The sequence below is a fragment of the Oceanobacillus sp. NCCP-135 genome (assembly GCF_059698015.1).
Genome location: NZ_BAAKSZ010000010.1, coordinates 97,141 through 120,920 on the forward strand (window position 1 = coordinate 97,141; position 23,780 = coordinate 120,920).

General features: G+C 37.6%; 17 protein-coding genes. 16 read left to right on the forward strand and 1 reads right to left on the reverse strand.

The annotated features are described in order from the left end of the window. Positions 1-2: 2 nt before the first annotated feature. The 9 genes from AC6HVZ_RS09320 (at position 3) to AC6HVZ_RS09360 (ending at position 14,683) form a co-directional block, all read left to right on the forward strand. A complete protein-coding gene (locus tag AC6HVZ_RS09320) occupies positions 3-1,118 on the forward strand; it encodes an ABC transporter ATP-binding protein (RefSeq protein WP_497557874.1) in 1,116 nt (371 codons plus the stop codon). Beyond that, positions 1,090-2,766: an ABC transporter permease gene (locus tag AC6HVZ_RS09325; protein WP_497557875.1), complete on the forward strand. Its 1,677-nt coding sequence runs from the start codon at positions 1,090-1,092 to the stop codon at positions 2,764-2,766. The genes AC6HVZ_RS09320 and AC6HVZ_RS09325 overlap by 29 nt, the downstream gene beginning before the upstream one ends. A 17-nt stretch (positions 2,767-2,783) precedes the next feature. After that, a complete protein-coding gene (locus AC6HVZ_RS09330) occupies positions 2,784-4,211 on the forward strand; it encodes a phosphohexomutase domain-containing protein (protein ID WP_497557876.1) in 1,428 nt (475 codons plus the stop codon). Between the two features lie 26 nt (positions 4,212-4,237). Further along, on the forward strand, positions 4,238-5,407 hold the full coding sequence (locus tag AC6HVZ_RS09335) for an extracellular solute-binding protein (protein WP_497557877.1): 1,170 nt from the start codon (positions 4,238-4,240) through the stop codon (positions 5,405-5,407). Positions 5,408-5,419: 12 nt separating this feature from the next. Then, positions 5,420-6,043, forward strand: coding sequence for an NUDIX hydrolase (locus AC6HVZ_RS09340; RefSeq protein ID WP_497557878.1), 624 nt, complete (start codon positions 5,420-5,422; stop codon positions 6,041-6,043). Positions 6,044-6,177: 134 nt separating this feature from the next. Further along, on the forward strand, positions 6,178-7,464 hold the full coding sequence (locus AC6HVZ_RS09345) for an IS110 family RNA-guided transposase (RefSeq protein WP_497557879.1): 1,287 nt from the start codon (positions 6,178-6,180) through the stop codon (positions 7,462-7,464). 426 nt (positions 7,465-7,890) lie between these two features. Next, complete coding sequence (locus tag AC6HVZ_RS09350; protein ID WP_497557880.1) at positions 7,891-8,727, forward strand: hypothetical protein; 837 nt, start codon at positions 7,891-7,893, stop codon at positions 8,725-8,727. A 108-nt stretch (positions 8,728-8,835) separates the two neighbouring features. After that, positions 8,836-9,651 carry an endonuclease/exonuclease/phosphatase family protein gene (locus tag AC6HVZ_RS09355; protein WP_497557881.1) on the forward strand — a complete coding sequence of 272 codons (816 nt, stop codon included), beginning with the start codon at positions 8,836-8,838 and terminating at the stop codon, positions 9,649-9,651. Positions 9,652-10,642: 991 nt separating this feature from the next. Then, positions 10,643-14,683, forward strand: a complete 4,041-nt coding sequence (locus AC6HVZ_RS09360; protein WP_497557882.1) for an endo-alpha-N-acetylgalactosaminidase family protein — start codon at positions 10,643-10,645, stop codon at positions 14,681-14,683. A 406-nt stretch (positions 14,684-15,089) separates the two neighbouring features. On the opposite strand, the gene AC6HVZ_RS09365 is transcribed toward AC6HVZ_RS09360, so the two are convergent. After that, complete coding sequence (locus AC6HVZ_RS09365; RefSeq protein WP_497557883.1) at positions 15,090-15,902, reverse strand: helix-turn-helix transcriptional regulator; 813 nt, start codon at positions 15,900-15,902, stop codon at positions 15,090-15,092. 174 nt (positions 15,903-16,076) lie between these two features. On the opposite strand from AC6HVZ_RS09365, the gene AC6HVZ_RS09370 reads away from it, so the two are divergent. The 7 genes from AC6HVZ_RS09370 (at position 16,077) to AC6HVZ_RS09400 (ending at position 23,597) form a co-directional block, all read left to right on the forward strand. Beyond that, a complete protein-coding gene (locus tag AC6HVZ_RS09370) occupies positions 16,077-17,432 on the forward strand; it encodes a carbohydrate ABC transporter substrate-binding protein (RefSeq protein WP_497557884.1) in 1,356 nt (451 codons plus the stop codon). Positions 17,433-17,511: 79 nt separating this feature from the next. After that, the gene (locus tag AC6HVZ_RS09375; RefSeq protein ID WP_497557885.1) at positions 17,512-18,411 is read left to right on the forward strand and encodes a carbohydrate ABC transporter permease; all 900 of its coding nucleotides are present in this window, start codon (positions 17,512-17,514) and stop codon (positions 18,409-18,411) included. Between the two features lie 17 nt (positions 18,412-18,428). Beyond that, entirely contained in the window at positions 18,429-19,310 is an 882-nt protein-coding gene (locus AC6HVZ_RS09380; protein WP_497557886.1) for a carbohydrate ABC transporter permease, read from the forward strand. 9 nt (positions 19,311-19,319) lie between these two features. Continuing rightward, positions 19,320-21,479: a 1,3-beta-galactosyl-N-acetylhexosamine phosphorylase gene (gnpA, locus tag AC6HVZ_RS09385; protein ID WP_497557887.1), complete on the forward strand. Its 2,160-nt coding sequence runs from the start codon at positions 19,320-19,322 to the stop codon at positions 21,477-21,479. A gap of 1 nt (position 21,480) precedes the next feature. Further along, the gene (locus AC6HVZ_RS09390; RefSeq protein ID WP_497557888.1) at positions 21,481-21,648 is read left to right on the forward strand and encodes a DUF6903 family protein; all 168 of its coding nucleotides are present in this window, start codon (positions 21,481-21,483) and stop codon (positions 21,646-21,648) included. Between the two features lie 79 nt (positions 21,649-21,727). After that, positions 21,728-22,630, forward strand: coding sequence for an ROK family protein (locus tag AC6HVZ_RS09395; RefSeq protein ID WP_497557889.1), 903 nt, complete (start codon positions 21,728-21,730; stop codon positions 22,628-22,630). A gap of 19 nt (positions 22,631-22,649) precedes the next feature. Next, entirely contained in the window at positions 22,650-23,597 is a 948-nt protein-coding gene (locus tag AC6HVZ_RS09400; RefSeq protein ID WP_497557890.1) for a hypothetical protein, read from the forward strand. The last annotated feature ends 183 nt before the right edge of the window (positions 23,598-23,780 follow it).

The window sequence follows — 23,780 nt, forward strand, 5'->3', positions numbered from 1 at the left end:
AATTGGAACATATAAAAATACATAATGTAAGTAAATATTTTGGAGATATAAAAGCAATAGATGATATTGACATAACAATTAATCAAGGTGAATTCTTTACCTTATTAGGACCGAGTGGTTGTGGTAAGACAACACTACTTAGAACGTTAGCAGGATTTTACCGACAAGAAGAAGGGGACGTTTACTTTGGAGATACACACATTAATAATGTCCCTGCACATAAAAGAAACATAGGGATGGTTTTTCAAAATTATGCACTTTTTCCCCATATGACTGTGTTTGAAAATATTGCATATGGACTTAAAGCAAGAAAGGTAAAAAAGGACCAAATTGAAACTCGGGTTACAGAGGCATTGGATATGGTAGAACTCACACATCTAAAAGACCGCCAACCATCTCAGTTAAGTGGAGGCCAGCAACAAAGGGTCTCGCTAGCCAGAGCAATAGTAATCCATCCTGGCTTATTGTTAATGGATGAACCGTTGTCTAATTTAGATGCAAAACTTCGGATTAAAATGCGTGAAGATATAAGAGGTTTACAAAAACGGTTAAATATAACCACAATCTATGTAACACATGATCAGGAAGAAGCGTTAGCTGTGTCTGACCGCATTGCTGTACTAAATCAAGGGAAAATTCAACAAGTAGGTAAACCACATGAAATTTATCTGAGCCCGAATAATAAATTCGTGTCTAATTTCATAGGAAGCACAAACTTTCTCGAAGCTAAGGTCGAAGCAAATGGTGATGGTTCTAATTCAACAGTAACTGTTGAAGGGATAACATTAGCAGCCAAATTTAAAAAAGCTTTTAACGGAAATGTATTATATTCTATTCGCCCAGAGCAAGTAAAGATTAAAGATGCTGATCAGATAGGTGAGTCAAGTCTACTGGATGGTGAGATTTCCGGAGCAGCATTTCTTGGTGAATCAGTAGTGTACAAAATTAAGTTAACTTCGGGTTACATCATTAGTGCCCATGAGCATTCTATTAGATACAACATGCTAAGGGAGGAAGGAGACAAGGTTAAAGTTGACTTAAATCCGAGTGAAGCGGTTATTTTCAATGAAAGTGGGGAGGAAGTACTAAATGAGCACAAAAACGTCAAAAAGTCTTAGGCGTAATCCATTTCGCATACAGCTGGACTTTTGGAATTATGTTATTATCATCGCATTTGTACTTATTGGTTTTTTCCTGATTTATCCCCTGTTTAATATATTCGTAAATAGTTTTTGGCAAGAAGGAAAAATATCACTGGAAAATTATCAGGAGTTCTTCTCATATAAGTATTACTACTCTGCATTGGTGAACAGTTTTATTGTATCAACGACAGCAACTTTTTTTGCTTGTTGTTTAGGGATACCTGTTGCTTACGCAATGGCTAGGTTTAATATCCCTTTTAAAGGATTATTTCATATTTTAATTATCTTAACCCTTCTTTCACCGCCATTTATTGGGGCGTATTCATGGATTTTAATGTTAGGTAATAATGGATTTATAACCAACTTCTTTGCTGGCTTAGGAATAGATGTCCCATCTATTTATGGTCTCCACGGAATGATATGGGTTTTTACGTTGCAATTTTATCCGCATATTTATTTATATGTATCCGGTGCATTAAAGACAATTGATGTTTCATTGGAAGAAGCGTCTGCCAGTTTAGGGGTATCCGGCTGGAACAGAATACGGAAAGTGACATTACCGTTAATATTCCCGACTGTTTCTACAGGTGCATTAATGGTATTTATGGCCTCGTTTGCCGACTTTGGAACACCTATGCTAATTGGTCAGGGCGAAAAGGTACTACCGATCTTAGCATATGAGCAATTTATAAGTGAAATGGGCTCCAATCCTGCGATGGCCAGTACGTTAAGCATGATCTTGTTAACCGTAACGACAATGGTTTTATTTGTACAACGTTATGTAGTATCAAAGAAAACATACACGATGAGTGCTCTGAGACCACCTAAGGTTATACAGCTAAGCACTGGGAAAAGAATTGCAGCTACATTAATGGTGATGGGGGTAGTAACATTATCGATTATTCCACAAGCTACCGTAATTACAACTTCTTTCCTAAAAACTAATGGACCGGTGTTTGCAGGTGGCTTTAGCTTGGATAGTTATAGAGAAGTTTTGTATAAAGTACCTCAGGCAATTCAAAATACGTTTACTTACGCTAGTATAGCAATCGTCTTCATGGTTATTGCAGGATTGTTATTATCCTATGTGGTAGTTAGGAGGCCGTCAAAACTTACCTCTTTATTAGATGCATTGATTATGATTCCATATGTAATACCAGGGACAGTTTTAGGTATAAGTTTAATTATTGCCTTTAATAAACCACCTATTGAATTAACAGGTACATGGGTTATCCTCGTTATTGCCTATTGTATAAGAAAATTACCTTATACCATGCGTTCAAGTACAGCAATCTTGCACCAAATTGATAAGAGTGTTGAGGAAGCTTCCATTAGCCTGGGAGTTCCACCTATGAAAACATTCTTTAAAACGACTGCTATATTAATGATACCTGGAGTTATTTCAGGTGCAATACTAAGCTGGGTAACTACCATTAATGAATTAAGTTCAACAATTGTTCTCTATTATGGAGCAACTGCCACAATTACGGTGTCCATTTATAGCGAAGTATTCACAGCTAACTTTGGAACAGCTGCAGCATTAGCTTCTATTTTATCTCTGGCAACAATTATATCGTTAATTATTATAAGCCTATTGTCAGGCAAGAAAGATATTAATATATAAGAGAGTGGAGGAGTAAAATGATACATTTCGGAACAGGTGGATGGCGGGATATTATAGGTGAAAATTTTACTTTTGATAATGTACGAAGATTTTCGCAAGGTGTTTCCAAACAGATTATCGCAGAAGGGAAGCAAGATCTTGGTGTGGTTATAGGCTACGATAACCGTTTTATGGCGGAAGAGTTTGCTAAAGCATCATCGGAAGTCTTTGCGGGGAATCACATAAAAGTTATTTTATTAACTCCTTCTGTGCCAACCCCATTAGTAAACTTTGTTACGAAGGAAGAAAATACTGCGGCAGGGCTTACCTTTACAGCTAGTCATAATCCACATATATATAATGGGATAAAGTATGTGTGTGAAGGCGGCTTCCCAGCTACGGAGTCTATTACCTCTAATCTGGAAGAAGTTATTAATAGTCTCAGTATAGAAGAAGTTACGTTGCTTCCTTATAATAAAGCAGTATCAAGTGGGTTAGTAAAGAGAAAAAATTACACAAATGCATTTATAACATTTATTGAATCACAAATAGATATGGAGCTATTAAAGAAATCTAGTATAAATGTATTATATGATCCAATGTTTGGTACTGGTGTTAACTCCTTGTTAACATTATTGGTAGATACTCGTTCAAATGTTAAAATCATCCATGATAAAGCAGACCCTTTATTTGGGGGGCGGGTTCCAGCCCCTACGGAAAGTACATTATGGCGATTAATGGCCATGATGAAGGAAGATGAATACGACATAGGAATTGCTACTGATGGTGACGGTGACAGAATTGCTGTGATCGATGAAGAAGGTAATTATGTAGATGCCAACGAAATTCTTACTATATTGTATTATTATTTACTGGAATATAAGAAATTAAAAGGTAATGTAGTACGGAATATTTCTACAACGCATTTATTAGATGTTATTGCAGAAAGCTATGGTTATCAATGTTACGAAAAACCTGTTGGATTTAAGCATATTGCAGAAGGTATGCTTGAAACAGACGCAATTCTAGGCGGAGAGAGTTCTGGTGGTATAACAATAAAAGGACATCTGTTGGAAAAAGATGCAATTTTATCTGCTGGAATTCTACTTGAGATGCTGGCACATACAAAAAAGTCCCTTAAAACTATCCGTGATGAAATAACATGTAAATTCGGAAAAAGGTATTATAAAGAGTATAATTATACGTATGAATCAGGAAATAAAACCCATATCGAAGAAATCATATCTAATACAAAATCAGAAGACGTACACCAGCAAAAGTTATTAGATTATAAGACATTTGATGGTGTTAAATGGGAATGGGAAGATGGAACATGGTGTCTGGTTCGCTTTTCTGGAACAGAACCACTATTAAGAATAATGGTAGAATCTCCATATGAAAAGGAAATTGAATCTATTATTCAGAACGTATTACAGAAGATTGAAAGTAATATGGTAAACAATTAGATAAAACAAACACTGGGAGTAGTTACATGAAGATTAAACTATTATTTATTTTATCAATATGCGCAGTTATTATTTCGATAGTTTACATCTTAAATTTGTTGAATCAGGATTTTGTTTTAAACAAAGAAGATGACTATAAATCTACCATAAGTGTATGGATAAGTACTCCCGGATTAGCTTCATCTCTAGAACAATTTCAAACGGAGACGAATATTAAGTTGAACATAAAACAATTCGGCGACATAGATTCACTTCTTGAGGAACTCGAGTTATCCACTGAGAATCGTGAATGTCCAGATGTTGTAGAAATGAATTCCAATTATGGTATGGATGAAATCATAACTAACCATAATGCAATCTCAATTGGCGAATTTTCAAAGGAAATATCAAGTAAGTATCACCCTTCAATTATAAATGCGTTTCAATACGATGATACTCTATATGCCTTGCCTATAGGTATTGAAATTCCGCTTTTATTCTTGAACCGTTCCATCTTAAATAACCATTTATCGGATGAAGATGTTATCTATCCGTTTTCATCTGCAGAGTCCCTGGAAGAATACCAAAAATTACAAGACAAAATAAATGAGAAAAATGCGAAGGACCGCTTTTGGTTGTTTCATTTTGATCAAAATATACCTTTATATTGGAACTCCTATATAGGTGGGACATCGAATGGGCACAGTTATACATATGAGGAAATGTGGAATATGCTTGTTAACGAATATGAGCTGATTCCGCCACTTGATAATCATATGGCCATTACAAGGTTTGCAAATATGGAGGTCGGTGCATTAATTACAACTTCTCAACATCTCCAAACTATTCAGGATCTAATTGGAAATAGCTTTGCGTTTGATGTGGAGCCATTTATCCCAAATAATAGGGACAGTTTTCAGATAGTTGGCAATGGTCTAGTAGTCTTAAACAAAAACGAAAATGTAGAAGACCTCTTTCACTTTATTGTTCTGGAAGAAACGCAACTGAATTTTCTAAGTAAAGCAGGATGGTTTCCAGCTCAAAGTTCACTAATGGATAATCCGCTCTTTATGTCGGAACTACCTATGTCCAAGTATTTAAATAAACTAATACAATACAAAGGTAATTTTAACGGAAGCGAAATTAAGGCTGATAGTAGAAGCAGTTGGATGAATATAAAAAACAAGGCACTTGAAATAGAAAATACAGCATATTAAGGGTGATGATAGATGGGGACTGCTGAACAAATTAAAAGTTGGGCCAGGGACTTAAGAAGTATTGCTCAAACCGGATTGGCATATGGATCAAATGTGTTTGACAGAGAAAGGTACCATCAAATAAATGAAACTGCAATTCAAATGTTATCCCATATTTCCGGAATGAAGGCGGAAGAAATTACTGAGTTATTGCCAATAGAGACAGGTTATTCCACCCCTAAAGTTGCAGTTAGAGGAGTTGTAATAAAAAACGGCAAAATATTAATGGTACAGGAAGCCGCCGATGGATTATGGTGTTTACCTGGGGGATGGTGCGACATAGGTTTATCCCCCAGTGAAAATATTGAAAAGGAAATTAGAGAAGAAACAGGGTTACTAACTAAAACTACGAAGCTTCTTTCCTTTTTTGATCAGACAAAAAAACGTCCTTCCATAACCATGCAATATATTTATACAATCTATTTTCAATGCGAGATTATAAGTGGAGAACTGAAAAACAGTATCGAAACAAATGATGTAGCATTTTTTGCTTATAATGAGCTACCCCCTCTTTCAAAGGAGAGGATAACATCTGACCAAATAAAGACAGCAATTCAAATAGCAGAACAGGATAATGGGAAAGTCTACTTTGATTAATAAGCATTCCTGTAATGAAGAAATTCGAGGGAAAACAAGCGTAGAATCGATTGTACAAAAAAGGATCCCACTTGGTAGTATAGAGAGTGTCATCGCGATGACCTCGAATTTAATACCAAAGGAGGATCCCTACAATGGATTTTACACAAAATGAGCGCTTAGCGCAAATAACGGAAAAAACTATCATCATCGGTATTGATGTGGCAAAGCACAAACACGTAGCTCGTGCAATTGATGACCGCGGTCTTGATTTAGCGAAACGATTAGTGTTCGCCAATGATTTCACAGGGTTTAAACAGTTGCTTGATTGGTCTCAACAACTTTTAGATGAGACTAATCGAAATAAACTTATTTTAGGAATGGAGCCAACAGGCCATTATTGGCTCAATCTAGCTTATTATTTAAAAGCCCTGGAACTTCATACTGTTGTTGTTAATCCGATGAAGGTGAAGCGCACCAAGGAACTGGACGATGATTCACCAACTAAAAACGATACAAAAGATGCAAAAGTCATTGCTCAAGTAATTAGAGCTGGTCGATATCATGAACCAATATTACTGGAAGGCATCTACGCAGAATTGCGTGAAGGAATAAAGTTACACGACATGATGCAGGAAGATTTGGCATCCATAAAAGCACAAGTACACAATGCGCTGGATCGCTATTTTCCAGAGTTTCTAACCGTTTTTAAAGATTGGACTGGAAAAGCTGCTCTTCATTTTTTGAAAAAGGGTTATTTCCCTAAGGACATCCAATCAAGCTCCGAAGAGAAACTAATGGCAGAGGTAAAACAGGCAGCCAAGCGTGGCGTTGGAATCAAACGCATCCAGGAGCTTAAACACGCAGCTGAGACAAGTGTAGGCCTAACAGTTGGCTTAAAGATGGCACGTCAAGAACTTCGTTATTTAATCGATCAATATCAATCAATACAGGAACGCATCCAAGCCCATGAGGCACTACTTGAAAATCTTGTTCTTCACGTTCCTGGGGCTAGTCAAATGATGGAGATAAAAGGGGTTAGTTCGATAACGGTTGCTGGCTTTTTCGCTGAGGTCGGGGACTTGTCCAACTATCGAGATCCACGCCAAATTATTAAATTAGCGGGACTCAATCTCAAGATGAACCAATCTGGATTATTTAAAGGACAAACGACCATCACAAAACGTGGCCGCCGTCGATTAAGATCCCTGTTATATCAAGTTGCTCGCCCCCTATCGATTCATAATGAAGGATTTAAACAGCTACACCATTATTATAAAAACCGATCAAATAATCCACTCACAGGGAAACAATCCTTTGTGGCACTTAGTCGGAAGTTAATCAAGATATTTTTTGTCATAGGTATGCGCAATTGTTCTTTTGACGAATCACGTATGATAAGAGACATTCCACAATTGAATACGTTACAGGAAACAGCTTAAGAAACACACGAAAAACAGAAAATACGTTGTCTATTATCTAGATTTATTTCTATTACATTCGAAGCACGGATTAGCCGGTCGATATTACCTCCGTTAGGGCATAGACCCACTTTATAAGCATTTCCGGCATCCACACATGGTAAGGTCGAACGAAGGAATGTACGCGCATTGACGCCGAGAGAAATGGGAGGGTCCACCACCATGTTCAATGTGGAGATCTAAGGTGCGATCATAGGAAATAAGCCATCCAGTTTTTGGAAAACCAATTGCTAGGTTTATTTAGATAGATTGTTTATTTCCAAAATTATCCTATAACGGCAGTATCTTCCTGACCCTACCAAAATGCTTCAACAGTAATAGAAGGAAAATGGAGAAAAGCAGAGGTATTTTAAGAAAATCGAAATTTATTGAGGGAGGAGAACTGTTATGAGGATAGTAGAAAAGTTCATTCAATCGAAAACAGGGGATATAGACAACTGTGAGGATACGTATTACTGTAATGAGCATTTTGCGGTAGTCATTGATGGAGCAACAAACGTTTCTGGCAGGGAGTTTTCAGGGCAAACCCCGGGGCAATTAGCGGCTTCAACTATTAGACAAACCTTCCTACATTTAAGTGGAAAAGAAGATATTGAAGCAATAGTTAAAGCGATCAATTCCAATTACCAACAGTTGTACAAGAGATTAGGGATAGAAGATGAGATCCAAGAAAAGCCATATATACGTCCAAGTGCCTCTGTGATTATTTACAGTAAGTATCACCAAAAAGTATGGTTGATTGGTGATTGTCAATGTTTCTTTAATGATATACTTCATCAAAATATAAAGCGGGTAGATGAAGTATTTGAAGAAGTAAGAAGTATCATTATGAAAGGGGAACTGCAGGTGGGGAGGCAGTCAGAAGAACTAATGGTTGATGATATTGGTTTTGAGTTAATTAAACCGCTGATTCAAAAACAATACAACTTCCAGAATGCCACACCTGTCAGCTCTTTAAGTTACGCTGTTGTCAATGGATTCACTATTCCATTGGAATTAATTAAAACAATAGATATTCCACCAAACACAGAGTATATCTCACTAGGCTCTGATGGATATCCGAAAATCTATGGAAGTCTGGAAGAAACCGAGAGAGAATTAAAAAGACTACTAGAAATTGACCCCCTTTGCATTGAAGAAAATATGGGAACAAAAGGAGTCATTGAGGATAATATCTCCTTTGATGACAGAACGTATATAAAAGTGGAGATAAACGCTTTATAAGCTTCTTCTTTAAAATGGTACATCTATGAATTTACTTATATAACTAAAAGAGAATGAGAGGTGAAACTTTAGTATTTAAATTAAAATATAAGGTGAGGAGAGATTTTAATGAAGAAATATTTTATTGGAGTAACTTTGAGTATTTTGATGGTTTTCTCGATGTCTACTAATGTATTTGCAAATAATGGGTATGGCGAAGCAGTGGATGTCAACGTAATGTCTTATAACATTTACCATGGTGTTGGGTTAGATGGCGAGTTGAGCTTAGAAAGAGTTGCAGAGGTAATAAAAGATGCTGATGCAGAGATTATCGGCATTCAAGAGGTTGATAGGTTTTATGGAGACCGGAGTGATTTCCAAGATCAAACAAAAGAACTAGCTGAATTACTGGGTTATCATTATGTCTATGGTGCCAATCTTGATTTAGACCCTGCTGAAGGACAAGAGCAAAATAGACAGTATGGTACAGGGATCCTAAGTAAGTATCCAATCATTGATTCAGAAAATATATTTCTAAGCAGCTTTGGTAAGGAGCAACGCGGTCTCCTTCGAGCAACTGTAAATATCAGGGGTATCCATGTGAATGTATATAATACACATTTAGGCTTGGATGTACCTAGCAGACTAGCACAAGTAGAAGAGATTATTGATGCAACTTCTTCTTTTGAAGGACCGAGAATACTATTAGGTGACCTGAATGCAGAACCTGACAGTGAGGAATTTCAATTGTTGTTGGAGGAAGGGAATTTTGTAGATAGTTTCGCGGATATCTCAGATGCAAACACATTCCCGGTAATCAATCCTATAAAAAGAATTGATTATATTCTTACCTCACCATCTATAGAGTACTCGAACCAAAGAGTTATCTATTCAGAGGCTTCTGATCATTTACCATTGGTGACGGAAATGAAGATTAAGCGATAGATCCAATATTTAAAGAGCGTATCTCTTATTGAGATACGCTCTTTTTTTATTTTGGAAAAACCTAGTATGTAGTTACATACCGGCAGATGACTGCGACAATTGGAACGGTCAGACAACGCGGTCAAGATAGGAATAAACGTTGAAACCGGGAAAGAATGCGGTTGGGTCGGGGGAGGGAACAACCACCGTATGAATAATCTGGGCAAACCAGTCTGCAACGCTACCACCCCGCAAAATTTAATCTATCTAAACAGACAGGAGATAAGCTTAATGGAAACCTGGGTTAAATTCGTACTACTAAGGTTGGCATTCTCGTCCTAGTCCATATGTCTCAAACCAGGCGCTTCTTCTCTTTTTATACTAGGTATCCTTTCCTACTATTTTATAGGTGACACAGATAAAAGCAAGATAACTAAAAATTCTAACAAGATTTTTGTTGTGAAAGTGATTTTCTGTATGTAGCCTTGATTATATACAGTATAAAGCAATCAAAAAAAGCCCCATTTTAGTAATACATAACTCTACAATAAATCAGCTAAGAAAATTCCCAATCTAGCCAACTGTACGGAAAAACCTAATAAGTATATTAAATTTTATAGAAGTATTTTGTAACCGTTAACATTCTTGGCTGTGTAGTAGCTTTTTTAAGGAGGTGATATATAGGCATAAGTAAAGATGGTCGGAGGAGTTAATTGTAAAAGAAGTCAGGAGAAAAATGGTTAATAGAAAACAGAGTACTAATTTGGTTTATAAGGGGAGGTGTTTATTTTTGATAAGATAAGATTTGGTTGTAATTAATTCTTACACTTATACAGCCAAGTCCAGCGTAAGCACAATCCGTACGTTCTTAAACGGGCACCCGCGATTTTGTTCATAGGATGAATTAACCGTTTAAGTTAATGATCAAACATACAAAATGAGTTTGCTGGAAGTTAATACTGTCACATAGCTAAAGAATAGCAAGCACGTACAAATTGAAGGAGGAAATAGTTTGAGACCAAGTTATTTAAACAAGTTATCAATTTTTTTAGTGCTAACGTTGCTACTTCCCTTAATGTTGAATGTTTCTGCGCCCCTGCATGTTGGAGCAGAAAATGAATCCAATGAGGTTCCATCAGAAGAGGCTCTGGTAGATATTGAAGACAGCGACTTTGAAGAAGGGGATTTTGAAGTAATCGAAGGTGACGGAAGCCTGACTTATAATAACGATGGGTCAGTAACTTTCGGTGTTACGTCAAATGGGAAAAATAAAATTGTCTACAATAATACCGATGAAATAAAGGATGGTGTTTTTGAGGCTGAAATCACACCAGACACGGACCTAAATCGTTTTGGTTTAATCTATCGTGTTCAGAATTCATCTGCATATACTTATGTAGGATCAGGTGATCAGAACAATCAGTATTTTAGTGAGATATTTGGACCCGCAAATAGTTGGACGGCTATGACCGCAGGACCCCCACTAGAAGCTGATCAATCCTATCGTTTGCGTATAAGATTCATTGATGATGTAGCTACTTTATACATTGATGACGACAAAGTGGATTCCTGGACTCAGCCAGGAGGTGTAAGTGATCCCGGATTACTTGGATTTGAGAAGAGCCGTGGGGATGCAAATATTACGATCTCAAATATTAAAATCATAGAATATATTCCACCTCAACCTCCAGAAACCCCACCAAAAGAAAATACATTAAGTTCGGAATATATGGATGTGGTTATTGACGAGGTATTCCCTCGTATTATGGAATATAGAATAGGCGATAAAGTAATGAAAGGACAAGAAGCCCCTGTTTACGGTTTAAAAGTAAATGGCATGCTCTACTATCCAGATGTAAGCTTTGAGAAGATTAGTGATAGTGAAGCACATTACACATTAGCCGCAGTAGACGAATACGAAGGGCTTGATGCTGAATTTAAAGTTTCTTTAAAAGTAAATGATAATAAGGGTATTTACAGTTTTGAGGAAATTACTAATGAAGGAGATGCAACCATTGAATCGGTTGAGTTTGCTGATATGAACTTTATCTCAGTAAATTCCGGTGAAAATGATGCTAAAGCAAAATTAACTAACCTTAGCAGTCATGTTAGAGACCCAGGTGATGTGGATGTATCTATTAACGATTCTATGGATAAAGTTGGTAGCTCAGCGGCTTATTATACAGCTTTCTTATCAAATGAGGAGCTAAGCGCAGGTGTATGGTCTAGTTCTGAGGTGAATGGTCATCGAAACTTAGTTGCCAATCGTTATGAGAATGAGGCTGGTGCAAAGGCAATGGGGATAGGTTCCAGTATGTTTTATTATCACAGGGAATTTATGCCTGAGCCGTCGTCAAATAAACCTACTGTAAAGATTGCCATCGCTGAAGATGTAAATAATGATAGTGAGGTTGATTGGCAGGATGGTGCAATTGCATACCGTGACATTATGCAGGAGATTCCAAATTGGCAAGATATCAATAATAACGTGGCAACACGCATTGCTATGAACTTTGGGTCACAGGCACAACAACCATTCCTTAAAACTTTGGATAATGTTAAAAAAGTAGCCCTTGCAACTGATGGCTTAGGACAAGCTGTTTTATTAAAAGGGTATGGAAATGAAGGCCATGACAGTGCACACCCAGACTACGGTGATGTAGGTGAACGTATGGGTGGTGCTGAAGATTTGAACACACTTATTAAAGAAGGACATAAGTACAATGCTGAATTAGGTGTTCATATCAATGCACAGGAAACTTATCCTGAAGCGAAAGCATTCAATGAAGACTTGATTCACGGTCCTAATAGTAGAGGATGGGGCTGGATTGACCAGGCTTATGTTATTGATAAATTAAAAGATTTGTACTCAGGAACCCGTGCTGAAAGATTAGATGAATTAGAAGCAGTTGCACCAGATCTTGACTTTGTTTATTTAGATGTTTGGTATCAGGATCAATGGGAGTCTAATAGAGTTGTAGAACAGTTCGTTGAGAGAGGGTTGAGAGTAACTACTGAGTTTGGTACATCTATTCCAAATCACTCAACTTGGCAGCACTGGGCAACAGATAAAAATTACGGAGGTGCAGCTAACAAGGGAATCAACTCTGAAGTTCTGCGTTTTATTAGCAATCACCAAAAGGATTCCTGGGTATTGAATTGGCCAGAAGAGGGCGGAACTGCTGATCACCCATTACTTGGTGGATATGAATTAGCTGGATTTGAAGGTTGGCAATCAGATAAGAACTTTGACAATTTTATCAATATGACATTTGATACCAATATACCAACAAAGTTTCTGCAAAAATATTACGTAACGAATTGGACAAAGGCAGATGGCGACGAGAGTGAAATCAATTTAGAAAAAGAAATAGAATTGAAAGATCCAAGTAACGGTGATGGTGTTGTCGTAACTAGAAAAGATGACTCCAGAGGACGCACCATTACACTTAATGACAATGTTGTACTTGATGGACATACGTATCTGATTCCATGGGTAGAACAAGACTTTGAAACACCAACCCCAGATTCTGAAAAGTTGTATCACTGGAATTTGGAAGGTGGAGAATCAACTTGGACACTTCCAGATGAGTATGAAGATGTATCCAGTGTTGAAGTATACAAATTGACAGATCAAGGTAGGGCAGACAGGCAAGTGGTTGATGTAGTCAATAATCGAGTAACGCTAACAGCAGATGCAGCAACTCCTTATATTGTTGTTGCGGGGGAAGATGCAGGAGTACAAATCGATGATTGGAGTACTGGTGCACATGTACACGACACTGGTTTCAATACAGGGACAGTTGAAGATGAATCTACAACTGTTACCGGAGATGGAGAAGCTGTAAGTGTCATCAGAACAAGTAAGAAAGGAAATGGACGTAATTTAAGCAGTGGAGACTACTACCTGAATATTGACAGTCCATCAGAATTCACTTCTGTTTCACGAACGATTACTGATTTGGAGCCAGGTGAAGATTATGTCGCTGAGGTTTATGTTGAAAACAATAGTGATTCACAGGCAGCAATCGAAGTAACCGGCGGAGTAGAGGACGTAAGTAATTACACGTTGCGGAGCTTGCAAAAAAACTATATAAAAGCTGATTCACACGCAACAAATGATGGCTACAATAGTAAAATGCAAAGAATGCAAGTGAGTTTTACTGCTGCGGGTGATACTGCCAAGATAACTCTCAGTCGTGAATCCGGAGAAGGAAACACTAAATTTGATGATATACGAATAGTCCAAAAATCCTTGGCAAATCACGTGTCTGAAGGGGTATTCAAACAGGATTTTGAAACGGTGGTACAAGGTATTTACCCGTTTGTTATTGGTAATACCGAAAATGTGGAAGATAATAGAATACACTTGGCTGAAAAAAACGCACCATATACACAAAAAGGCTGGGCCGATGCAAAATTAGTGGACGATGTTATAGATGGAAATTGGTCCGTTAAAGTGAATACAGGTAACAGTGGATTAGTATATCGCACCATCCCACAACACTTTCATTTTGAACCAGGAGTAACTTACAAAGTATCGTTTGACTATCAGACAACAGCCAATTCATATCGTCTCATCTCAGGAGATCAGGAAATTGATGAGAGAAATAGCGATAATTTATCTGGCTTGGGTGTGAATGAAACACTGGCCCCGTCAACAGAAACGAAAACAGCTGAGGTTATTGTAACAGGCTCCGATAACGGACAGACGTATATTGGAATTTTCAATGATGGGACTGCACTAAATATGCATACAGGAGAAGGCACGTTTATCTTGGATAATCTCCGTATAACTACAATATTTGAGGCTTTAAATGAAAAAATAGATGAATACAAAAATGCCGGTAAGATTAAACATTCTGTATCCAAACAATTGAAGAACCGGTTAAAGCAAGCGGAACATCATTACGAAAAGGGAGATGACAAACAGGCTGAAAAGCATCTGGAGGATTTCCTGAAACATTTAAATAATGCAGAAGTTGATAACGAGACTGCCAAATCTCTTGAAATCTACTTGGAAAAATTAAGTAAGCAATGGTTTGAAGAATAAGAAAGAAAAAAGAGAGATAATCAAGTAAATAGATAACCTATAGGTCAATACAAAAGTGCGGGACGCCCGTTTATTCCAGTACGATCTGCGTCTGCGCATACGTATTCGCTGAGGACGGCTTAGTTAGTCGATCTTTCATGCCCGTATGAGATAAGAGTAACATGCTCACTTCTATGTGTATGCCGTCGCCTTACTAGAAGCCTAGTCTTAGTTGGCCTTCCTTATCCGTAGCGACTCGGTGCTGACTTATTATAAGGAAGAGCGGGTAGGGTGCTAGGCAAAGTAAAATGGTTTGGACATGGTTGTTTAAGTGTAAGAATTAATTGCAGCCAAAATTTTATATTCCTATTTGGTAAAATAATATGGTGCTACTTTCATAAATTGATAGTAGCACCATTATTTTTGCCTAATTTTTCAAGTATTCTTTTCGATAGTCTGATGGAGTCTGATTAGTTGTTCGCTTAAATGCCTGTGCAAAAAATGATTGCGAGGAAAAGCCATTGATCTCAGCGATCTTGGCAATGCTGTAGTCGGTGATAGCCAACAAATTCTTTGCTTCTTTAATTCTAATCTTGTTTAAATATTCAATTGGGGAGATTCCCATATCTTTTTTGAAAAGATGGGCTAAGTAATATTTGTTAATATGACCAGCGTCAGCAAGTATATCCAGTGTTATGGTATCACGGTAATTCTGATTGATATAATGTATTGTATATGCAACAGCTCTATTTATATTTTTTGACTCAGTCTTTTCAATAGTTAATTTCTTTTCCCGCTTGAGTTTTATAATCAGTATTTCAATTATATTCTGGCAGATCACTTCATAATCGCTGTGACCATTCTTCACTTCTTCTAATACTTTATTAAGATAAAATAAAATGTCCTCGCGCTCCCCCTGATATGTGTACAAGCCCATGAGGGAATCTTCTTGCTTAGAAAGTGTGAAAGCCAGCCCTTCAATTCCTAAAGCGATGTATTGAAGGGAATCTTGAGGATTGGATCTTTCAGTATGTTCGACATTGGGATTAATAATTACTAAATCATTTTCCTTTACTGGTACTTCATTATTTGGCAATACAAAAGAACCTTTTCCCTCCACAATATAAAATAGTTCTGTGAAGTGATGGGTGTGTTGGGTACTGTGCCAGCCTTTGTCATATGCCGAGCGGGTAATATAGAGAAGTTTATAAGACGTCTGTTTAGTTAAGGTTTCTTCCATTTTATAGACTTCATAGGACATTATTTTCGCTCCTTAGTATCGATTTAATTATATTTTATAGGCTGGGTGAACAAAAAGCAATATAACTAAAAATATCAACAAGATGTTTATTGTGAAAGCGCTTTTATAGTTATAGGATAAAAGTATGGTATTAATTAAAAAGGGGGCATTTAAATGAAGGTCAAAAATCTATTATTTGCTTTAACCGTTCTATTATTGACAGTTGGTTTGGTTGCTTGCAGTGATTCAACTAATTCTGAGTCTGAACAGCCAAAGGATGAAGGAAATGATGAAGGAGAAACAACAACATTGCATGTAGCTGCTTTGGAGTCGGCATATGGTGCTGATATGTGGGAACAAATCGCTGAATCCTATGAAACTGCCAACGAGAATGTGGAGATTGAATTTACCATTAAAAAGAATTTGGAAGAAGTAATTCGTCCAAATATGCAGGCAGGAGAATACCCAGATGTTGTTTTACTAGCAACTGGAAGACCTGAAGCATTGACAGAAACATTAATTAAAGAAAACGGGTTAGAAAATATTACAGATGTATTTGGCGAGCAAGTGTCGGGAGAAGATGATGTGGTTAATGAAAAAATCCTTGATGGATTTACCGATACCCTTGCTACAAATCCCTATGCAGATGGTGAAACATATCTGGCACCAATGTTCTACAGTCCGACTGGATTATTCTACAACGCTGGTCTATTTGAAGAAAAAGGATGGGAAGTTCCAAAAACCTGGGATGAGATGTGGGAACTAGGGGATAAAGCTGCTGAGGAAGGAATTGCATTGTTTACGTATCCAACAACAGGCTACTTTGATACATTTATTGGCTCCATGCTGTATGCGGCAGGCGGTCCGGAGCTTTTCAACTCCGCAATGACTTATGAAGATGGTGTCTGGGAGTCTGATGAGGCGACTAAGGCTTTTGAAACGGTAGATAAATTAGCTGAGTATACAGAAAAAAATACGGTTGCAAATGCGAATCCAAATGATTTTACAAAGAATCAACAGTTAATTTTAGATAATAAAGCATTATTCATGCCAAATGGTAACTGGGTAGTTGATGAAATGAAAGAAGCACCTAGAGCAGAAAACTTTGAATGGGGTATGACAGCCATTCCAGCATTTGAAGATGATGGTGACCGTTATGCATTTACCTTCTTTGAACAAATGTGGGTTCCTTCTGCAGCTGAAAATAAAGATGCTGCAAAAGATTTCATTACGTATATGTATTCAGATGAAGCATCTACTATCTTCCTAGAATCTGGTGCTGTACAGCCAGTTGAAGGGATAACTGACCAGCTGGATGGGCAAAAACAAATCTTCTACAGTATTTATGATGATGAAGATGTACTCCCTGCTATGGGAACATTCGCTTCTACAGAACCGGTAGCCGGCGTGAATATGGGTGATATATTGTATGGATCCATTGGAAGTGTAATAAGTGGAAAGATGACAATTGAAGAATGGCAGGCGAGTGTTGAAGAAGCTAGTGATAAACTAAGAGAAGCAATGAATTAAGGGATATCCTGGCAATGAATTATAATAGGTAATAAACGGCGGTCAAATACTGACTCGTCGTTTTATTTCCTGAAGAGAGGTGTCTACGCTGAAAAAAACAACTTCCAGAAATATTTTTATTAGTGTATGTATTGCTCCTGCAATTCTTTTATTTATTATCTTCATGGTTGTACCGACATTTGAAGTGTTTCGGATGTCTCTTTATAGCTGGGGGGGCTTTTCCAATACAAAAAAGTTTGTAGGTTTTGATAATTTTAAAACCCTATGGAATGATATGGATTTTATTCAATCCTTCCAGAATTCAATTTTGTTAATTGTTGTGGTAGCTATTTTTACTCTGCTGATAGCAGTATTTTTTGCAGCTATTTTAACAAAAGAAACGATTCCAGGTGGTAACTTTTTCAGGGTAATATTCTATGTACCTAATATTCTATCGATTGTAGTTATTGCTGGTATATTCTCGGCTATTTATGATCCATCAAGTGGTTTATTAAACAGTATCTTCGGAACACTCAGTCTGGAGAGTTTCCAGCAAATGTGGCTAGGGGATCAGAACATTATTATTTACAGTGTTGCAGGTGCTTTGGTCTGGCAGGCAATTGGTTATTACATGGTGATGTATATGTCCAGTATGGCCAGTATTCCAGCGAGTTTCTATGAGGCCGCTTCCTTGGAGGGAGCCAGCAAGCTAAAACAATTTACCAGCATCACCCTGCCTCTGATTTGGAATAACATTAGGACAACATTAACTTTTTATATTATTAGTACGATTAACTTAAGCTTTTTGCTCGTAAAAGCGATGACAGGTGGAGGACCTGATGGCTCAACTGAAGTCTTTCTCTCCTATATGTATTCGCAGGCTTATGGGAATTCCACCTATGGCTATGGAATGGCGATTGGTGTAGTCGTTTTTATCTTCTCATTTGCACTTGCCGCTATTGTTAATACTATTACCAAACGCGACGTGCTGGAGTACTAAGGAGGTTTTGAGCAGTTATGAAAAAATCAAAAGGTTCGCATACAGAGGTTTTATATAAGCTATTCATTTATGTGGCATTAATCACACTTACCATTCTTATTATAGTACCAGTTGGATGGGTGTTCTTAGCTTCAATTAAAGAAAATGCTGAGTTTTATGGTAGTCCATGGGCAATGCCGGTTGGTTTCCACTTTGAAAACTTTATAGAGGCATTTCATGAAGCGAAAATGGGCGAATATCTGTTAAATTCAATTTTGGTTACAACATTTGCATTACTGATTTTATTGGTGGTGGCTTTACCAGCAGCATACGTTCTATCCAGATTTGAATTTAGAGGAAGCAGTTTCATAAATTCTTTTGTTAAAGCAGGATTGTTTATCAATGTTAGCTACATAGCTGTACCGATTTTTCTAATGCTTTTGGATTGGAATACGATTATAAACACAATGTTTGGTCAAGGTATACTGTTGAATAATCGGTTGGTTCTGGCGCTGATTTATGCAGCGACAGCATTGCCGTTTACAATTTTTTTATTGTCGAGTTATTTTGAAACCCTACCGTCTGATTTTGAGGAAGCAGCAAGCATAGATGGTGCAGGCTATTACAGAACAATGTTTTCTGTCATGTTGCCAATGGCGACCCCGAGCATTGTGATCGTTATCCTGTTTAATTTTTTATTATTCTGGAATGAGTATATTCTGGCACTGACTTTAATGCCTGGAGAAAATCAGACACTGCCAGTTGGATTATTAAATTTGATGGCAGCTGAACGATCGGCAGTCAATTATGGTCCAATGTATGCAGGAATGGTGATTGTCATGCTGCCAACATTAATTTTATACATCATAGTACAGAAACGCTTAACACAAGGTATGACTGTTGGAGGATTGAAAGGATAGGTGGAAGAGATGAAGAAATTAACAGGACGGGTAACGCTCCCGAGTGAGCAAAACTTTCTAGAGGAAACTAAAGAGCTGATGGAACGATGGGGGGCAGATTCGCTGCGTGATAGTGACGGAACGAAACTGGATGACGAGCTGAAGCAATTAGATGCAAAAATCTATACGACATATTTTGTAGCGCGGAACCATAACGAATTTGCAAAACAGCATCCTGAGGAAATGCAGCAATTATATTTGATGTCACAGCATAATACAGCAAATTGCGATAAATTATCTGTGGCATTTATGAATGGTTATTTTGAAGAACAGGTAGAACCAGACTATATTCATGACCCAATGACCTGGTGGGAAGTAATTGATCGTACAACAGGAATTGTGGTTGATCCTGATGACTGGGAAGTTATTAAAGATGAGAACACTGTGGTAATCAAAAATGCAGAAGCATGGCATGAGTACACGGTTTCTTTCCTTGCCTATATGAAATGGGATCCTACACAGATGTATAATCACATTACAAATAACTGGGGAGATAAGCCGCATGATATCCCCTTTGATGTTCGGCAGCCTTTTTCAAATCAATTTGTTAAAGACTATTTAAACAAGTGGCTGAAGGAAAATCCGGATACAGATGTTGTTCGCTTTACCACCTTTTTTTATCATTTCACCTTGATATTTAATGATCTTGGCAAGGAAAAATTTGTTGATTGGTTCGGGTACGGGGCAAGTGTTTCTGTGGCAGCACTTCAAGCCTTTGAAAAAGAGAAGGGCTATCGATTAAGACCGGAAGACATTGTTGATCAAGGATTTTACAATACAACATTCCGTGTTCCAACCCAGGCATATTTGGATTACATGGATTTCATTCAAAAATTTGTTGCAGGGGAAGTTAAAGAATTGGTTGATATGGTACGGGAAAATGGTAAGGAATCGATGATGTTTTTAGGTGATAACTGGATTGGAACAGAACCCTATGGAAGCTATTTTCAGGACATAGGCATCGATGCGGTTGTTGGTAGTGTGGGAGACGGAACGACATTACGAATGATTGCTGATATTCCGCATGTGAAATATACAGAAGGCAGGTTCTTGCCTTACTTTTTCCCGGATACATTTTATGAGGGGAATAATCCAGTAATTGAAGCGAATGAAAATTGGCTCACTGCCAGAAGAGCTTTGATGCGCAAGCCTCTTGATCGGATCGGTTATGGTGGGTATCCAAGCTTGGCTTATAAATTCCCAGAGTTCGTCAATTATGTAGAAAAAATTACCGATGAATTCCGGGAAATCTATGAAAATATTAAAGAAATAAAGCCTTACTCGGTCATCAAAGTGGCAATTCTAAATTCATGGGGCAAATTACGAACATGGCAAACACATATGGTTGCACATGGAAAATGGTATAAGCAAGCATACTCCTACCAAGGTATCCTGGAAGCACTTAGCGGTTCAGCGGCGGAGGTAAACTTTATCAGTTTTGACGATGTTATAAACCAGGGAATCCCGGAGGATATCGATGTTATTATCAATGCGGGAGACATGGGGACAGCTTTTTCCGGTGGTGAAAAATGGCTTGATGAAAAACTAATCTCTTCCTTGAGAGAATGGGTATATAATGGAGGCGGATTTATCGGAGTCGGTGAACCAACTGCGTACCAACATCAGGGACGTTTCTTCCAACTGGCAAATGTGCTTGGGGTTGATAAGGAATTAGGTTTCAGCTTATCGACAAATAAGTATTTTACAGAAACAGTAGCAGCACACTTTATTAATGAAGACATTACGGAATATAACTTCGGTGAAGATGTGGAAAATGTTTACGCACTAAATAAGGACACCGAGATTATAGAATACTCGAATGGGGGAGTCCATCTATCCAGTTCTTCTTTTGGAAAAGGACGAAGTGTTTATATTGCTGGGTTACCTTACAGTTATAAGAATACTCGCCTTTTGATGCGATCCTTATTCTTTGCAGCACATAAAGAGGATGAATTTAAGAAATGGCATTCTTCCAATGTGCATTGCGAGGTACATGCATATCCAGAAGCGTCTATTTATGCAATTGTAAATAATTCAAATGAAATACAAACTACAACTATTTATGACGGAGCAGGACAGACACATGTGGTGACACTGGAACCAAGTGAAATCGTATGGGAGGAATACTAGGATGAATGAAAACATGATGAAGATTTTAAAAGTCATCTTTTTTCTCTTTTGTATGTTTTTAATTATCAATGGGCAAAGAACCGTGGGCAGGCTAGAGTTATTAAGTCAATTAATCGGTCTTTCCGGACTGTTATTCTTACTTTGGAACTACAATAGAAAGTTTGTTTAATGATAAAAAAGGCAAACCTTACTGGAATTATTTCCGGTTTGTTTTGCTTTTATTGAGAAAAGGAACGGGAGAGGATCAGATGAGGTACGCGATATGTCTTGATATTGGTGGAACAAAAATCGCAGCCGGAATTATAAACGAAAAGGGTGATCTCGTACAGAAGGAATTAGTGAAAAGTGAACCTGCTGGCAAAGAGGGCATGTTTACACAAGTAGTTACTTGTATAAATCTGCTCTTGAATCATTCCAGTATACCAACCAGTGAAATTTACGGAATTGGTGCTGGTATTCCAGGAAAGGTAGACCGGAAAAATGGAATAGCTGTTTTCCAGAACAACTTGCCATGGCAGAACTTTCCATTTAAAGATCGACTGCAGGAAGCCTTTGGGATAGAGCGTATAGTAATCGACAATGATGTATACATGGCAGCCTTTGCAGAATGGAAAAAAGCAAACTTACAGGAAAATGAATTGTTTGTATATGTTACAATCAGCACAGGAATATCCTGTTCCATTATCCAGGGAGGCGAGTTTTTACGTGGAGCTGGATTTGCTGGTGAGTTAGGCTTAATCCCTGTCTTTACACAGAATATAGAAAAACAAATGGAACGGATAGAATTATCAGCTTCAGGGATGGCTATGGAAAAAAGAGCGAAAAAATTGTTTTTAAATGAAGCAATGACAACAACTGACCTATTTGTAGCCTTTTATAAAAATGATCCTGATGCACAGCAGATTATTAATAATGCTGCAGAGTCATTAGCTCAAGGTGTGTATATGATCACTAGTTTGATTGACCCACATAAGATTGTATTTGGAGGCAGTGTTATATCTAACAATCCTTTTCTACTGGAGCAAATAAAAGAAAAGCTGAGCGCTTACCTGATCGATGAACAAATGCATATTTTAGATGGGATGGAAATGAGTCAGTCAGATAATGACCAAGGTCTTATTGGAGCAGGATTAAGTGTATTAAATAGTTAATAGAGTGGAAGTGATTTTCTTGAAAATATCGAAGTTGTACAAAAAAGGTGATAAACCTATAAATGAAGATACGTATGTTCTAAACGAGCAAGAAAATGTCTTTGCTGCAATTGATGGAGCAACAGGACTGGATGGCGCCCCTGGTTACATAGCATCACAAGTAGTACAGGAAAGTTTACTAGAATTAAATCAAGCAAATTCGCTGTACCAATGTATGCTCCAGGCAAATAAGCAGCTTGGTGAAAAAATGCTAGATTACTATGAAACGAATGTAAGCAAATTATCTAGCTCAACTATGAAAGAAATACCGAAAAGACAGAGGAGCACTACAGGTGTAGCGGCAATTCAAATCCAGGAAAATGGATCCGGATTTGATTATTTCCATGCCGGAGACTGTATGATTTTCTTGAAATATGCAAATGAAGGGATTCGTGCAGTTACGCATGATGTTATACATCAGTTTGACGAGCTGGCAATAAATGAAATGATAAAATTACGTAAGGAACAGGGAGATAGTGTTGACTGGATAGAGATTAGAGAAATGGTTAACCCAATTTTGTTAAGCAACCGTGAAAAAATGAACAGCAAAGAAGGATATGGAATTATTGACGGGACAGAAGAAGCATTTGCCTATATGGAATATGGCAGCATTCCACTTAATAAGGTCACTGCTATTCTATTGCTCAGTGATGGGTTACTATTACCGACAGCATACGAAGAAGCAAGTGGATGGATGCATACGGCAGAACTGGCCTTTACCAGAGGATTGGAAGGTTTATTAGAAGAAGTGGAATTGCGGGAAAATGGGGACCAGCAATGTATTGTATACCCACGGCTAAAGCCGCGAGATGATAAGACTGGTATATTAATAGACTTAAGTTTCGCACCCCCAAAAACAGGGTTTACAAGCTATGTTCTTAGCCTATCTTTCCTGCTATTATGGGGTTTTTCCTATATTCCATTTTAATCATTTAAGCAGCTTTATCTCTTTCAAATAACTGATTTCCCAAAAAGGATTCTTCAAATAGTTCTTTAGATATAAAGAATATAGGTTGTCGTTACATGGGAAATTTGTGCATCAAAATTTTGAGACTGGCATTTCCCCAATCGGAGTTGTTGTTTTGCCTCTTTAAAAAAGACCTCAATCGTC

What these genes read in the sequence shown, in the direction of transcription:
- AC6HVZ_RS09370 (WP_497557884.1), top strand. Translation starts at nt 16,077, where the DNA reads ATGAAGGTCAAAAATCTATTATTTGCTTTAACCGTTCTATTATTGACA.
- AC6HVZ_RS09345 (WP_497557879.1), top strand. Translation starts at nt 6,178, where the DNA reads ATGGATTTTACACAAAATGAGCGCTTAGCGCAAATAACGGAAAAAACT.
- AC6HVZ_RS09355 (WP_497557881.1), top strand. Translation starts at nt 8,836, where the DNA reads ATGAAGAAATATTTTATTGGAGTAACTTTGAGTATTTTGATGGTTTTC.
- AC6HVZ_RS09340 (WP_497557878.1), top strand. Translation starts at nt 5,420, where the DNA reads ATGGGGACTGCTGAACAAATTAAAAGTTGGGCCAGGGACTTAAGAAGT.
- AC6HVZ_RS09365 (WP_497557883.1), bottom strand. Translation starts at nt 15,902, where the DNA reads ATGGAAGAAACCTTAACTAAACAGACGTCTTATAAACTTCTCTATATT.
- AC6HVZ_RS09330 (WP_497557876.1), top strand. Translation starts at nt 2,784, where the DNA reads ATGATACATTTCGGAACAGGTGGATGGCGGGATATTATAGGTGAAAAT.
- AC6HVZ_RS09335 (WP_497557877.1), top strand. Translation starts at nt 4,238, where the DNA reads ATGAAGATTAAACTATTATTTATTTTATCAATATGCGCAGTTATTATT.
- AC6HVZ_RS09325 (WP_497557875.1), top strand. Translation starts at nt 1,090, where the DNA reads ATGAGCACAAAAACGTCAAAAAGTCTTAGGCGTAATCCATTTCGCATA.
- AC6HVZ_RS09395 (WP_497557889.1), top strand. Translation starts at nt 21,728, where the DNA reads ATGAGGTACGCGATATGTCTTGATATTGGTGGAACAAAAATCGCAGCC.
- AC6HVZ_RS09390 (WP_497557888.1), top strand. Translation starts at nt 21,481, where the DNA reads ATGAATGAAAACATGATGAAGATTTTAAAAGTCATCTTTTTTCTCTTT.
- gnpA (WP_497557887.1), top strand. Translation starts at nt 19,320, where the DNA reads ATGAAGAAATTAACAGGACGGGTAACGCTCCCGAGTGAGCAAAACTTT.
- AC6HVZ_RS09380 (WP_497557886.1), top strand. Translation starts at nt 18,429, where the DNA reads ATGAAAAAATCAAAAGGTTCGCATACAGAGGTTTTATATAAGCTATTC.
- AC6HVZ_RS09350 (WP_497557880.1), top strand. Translation starts at nt 7,891, where the DNA reads ATGAGGATAGTAGAAAAGTTCATTCAATCGAAAACAGGGGATATAGAC.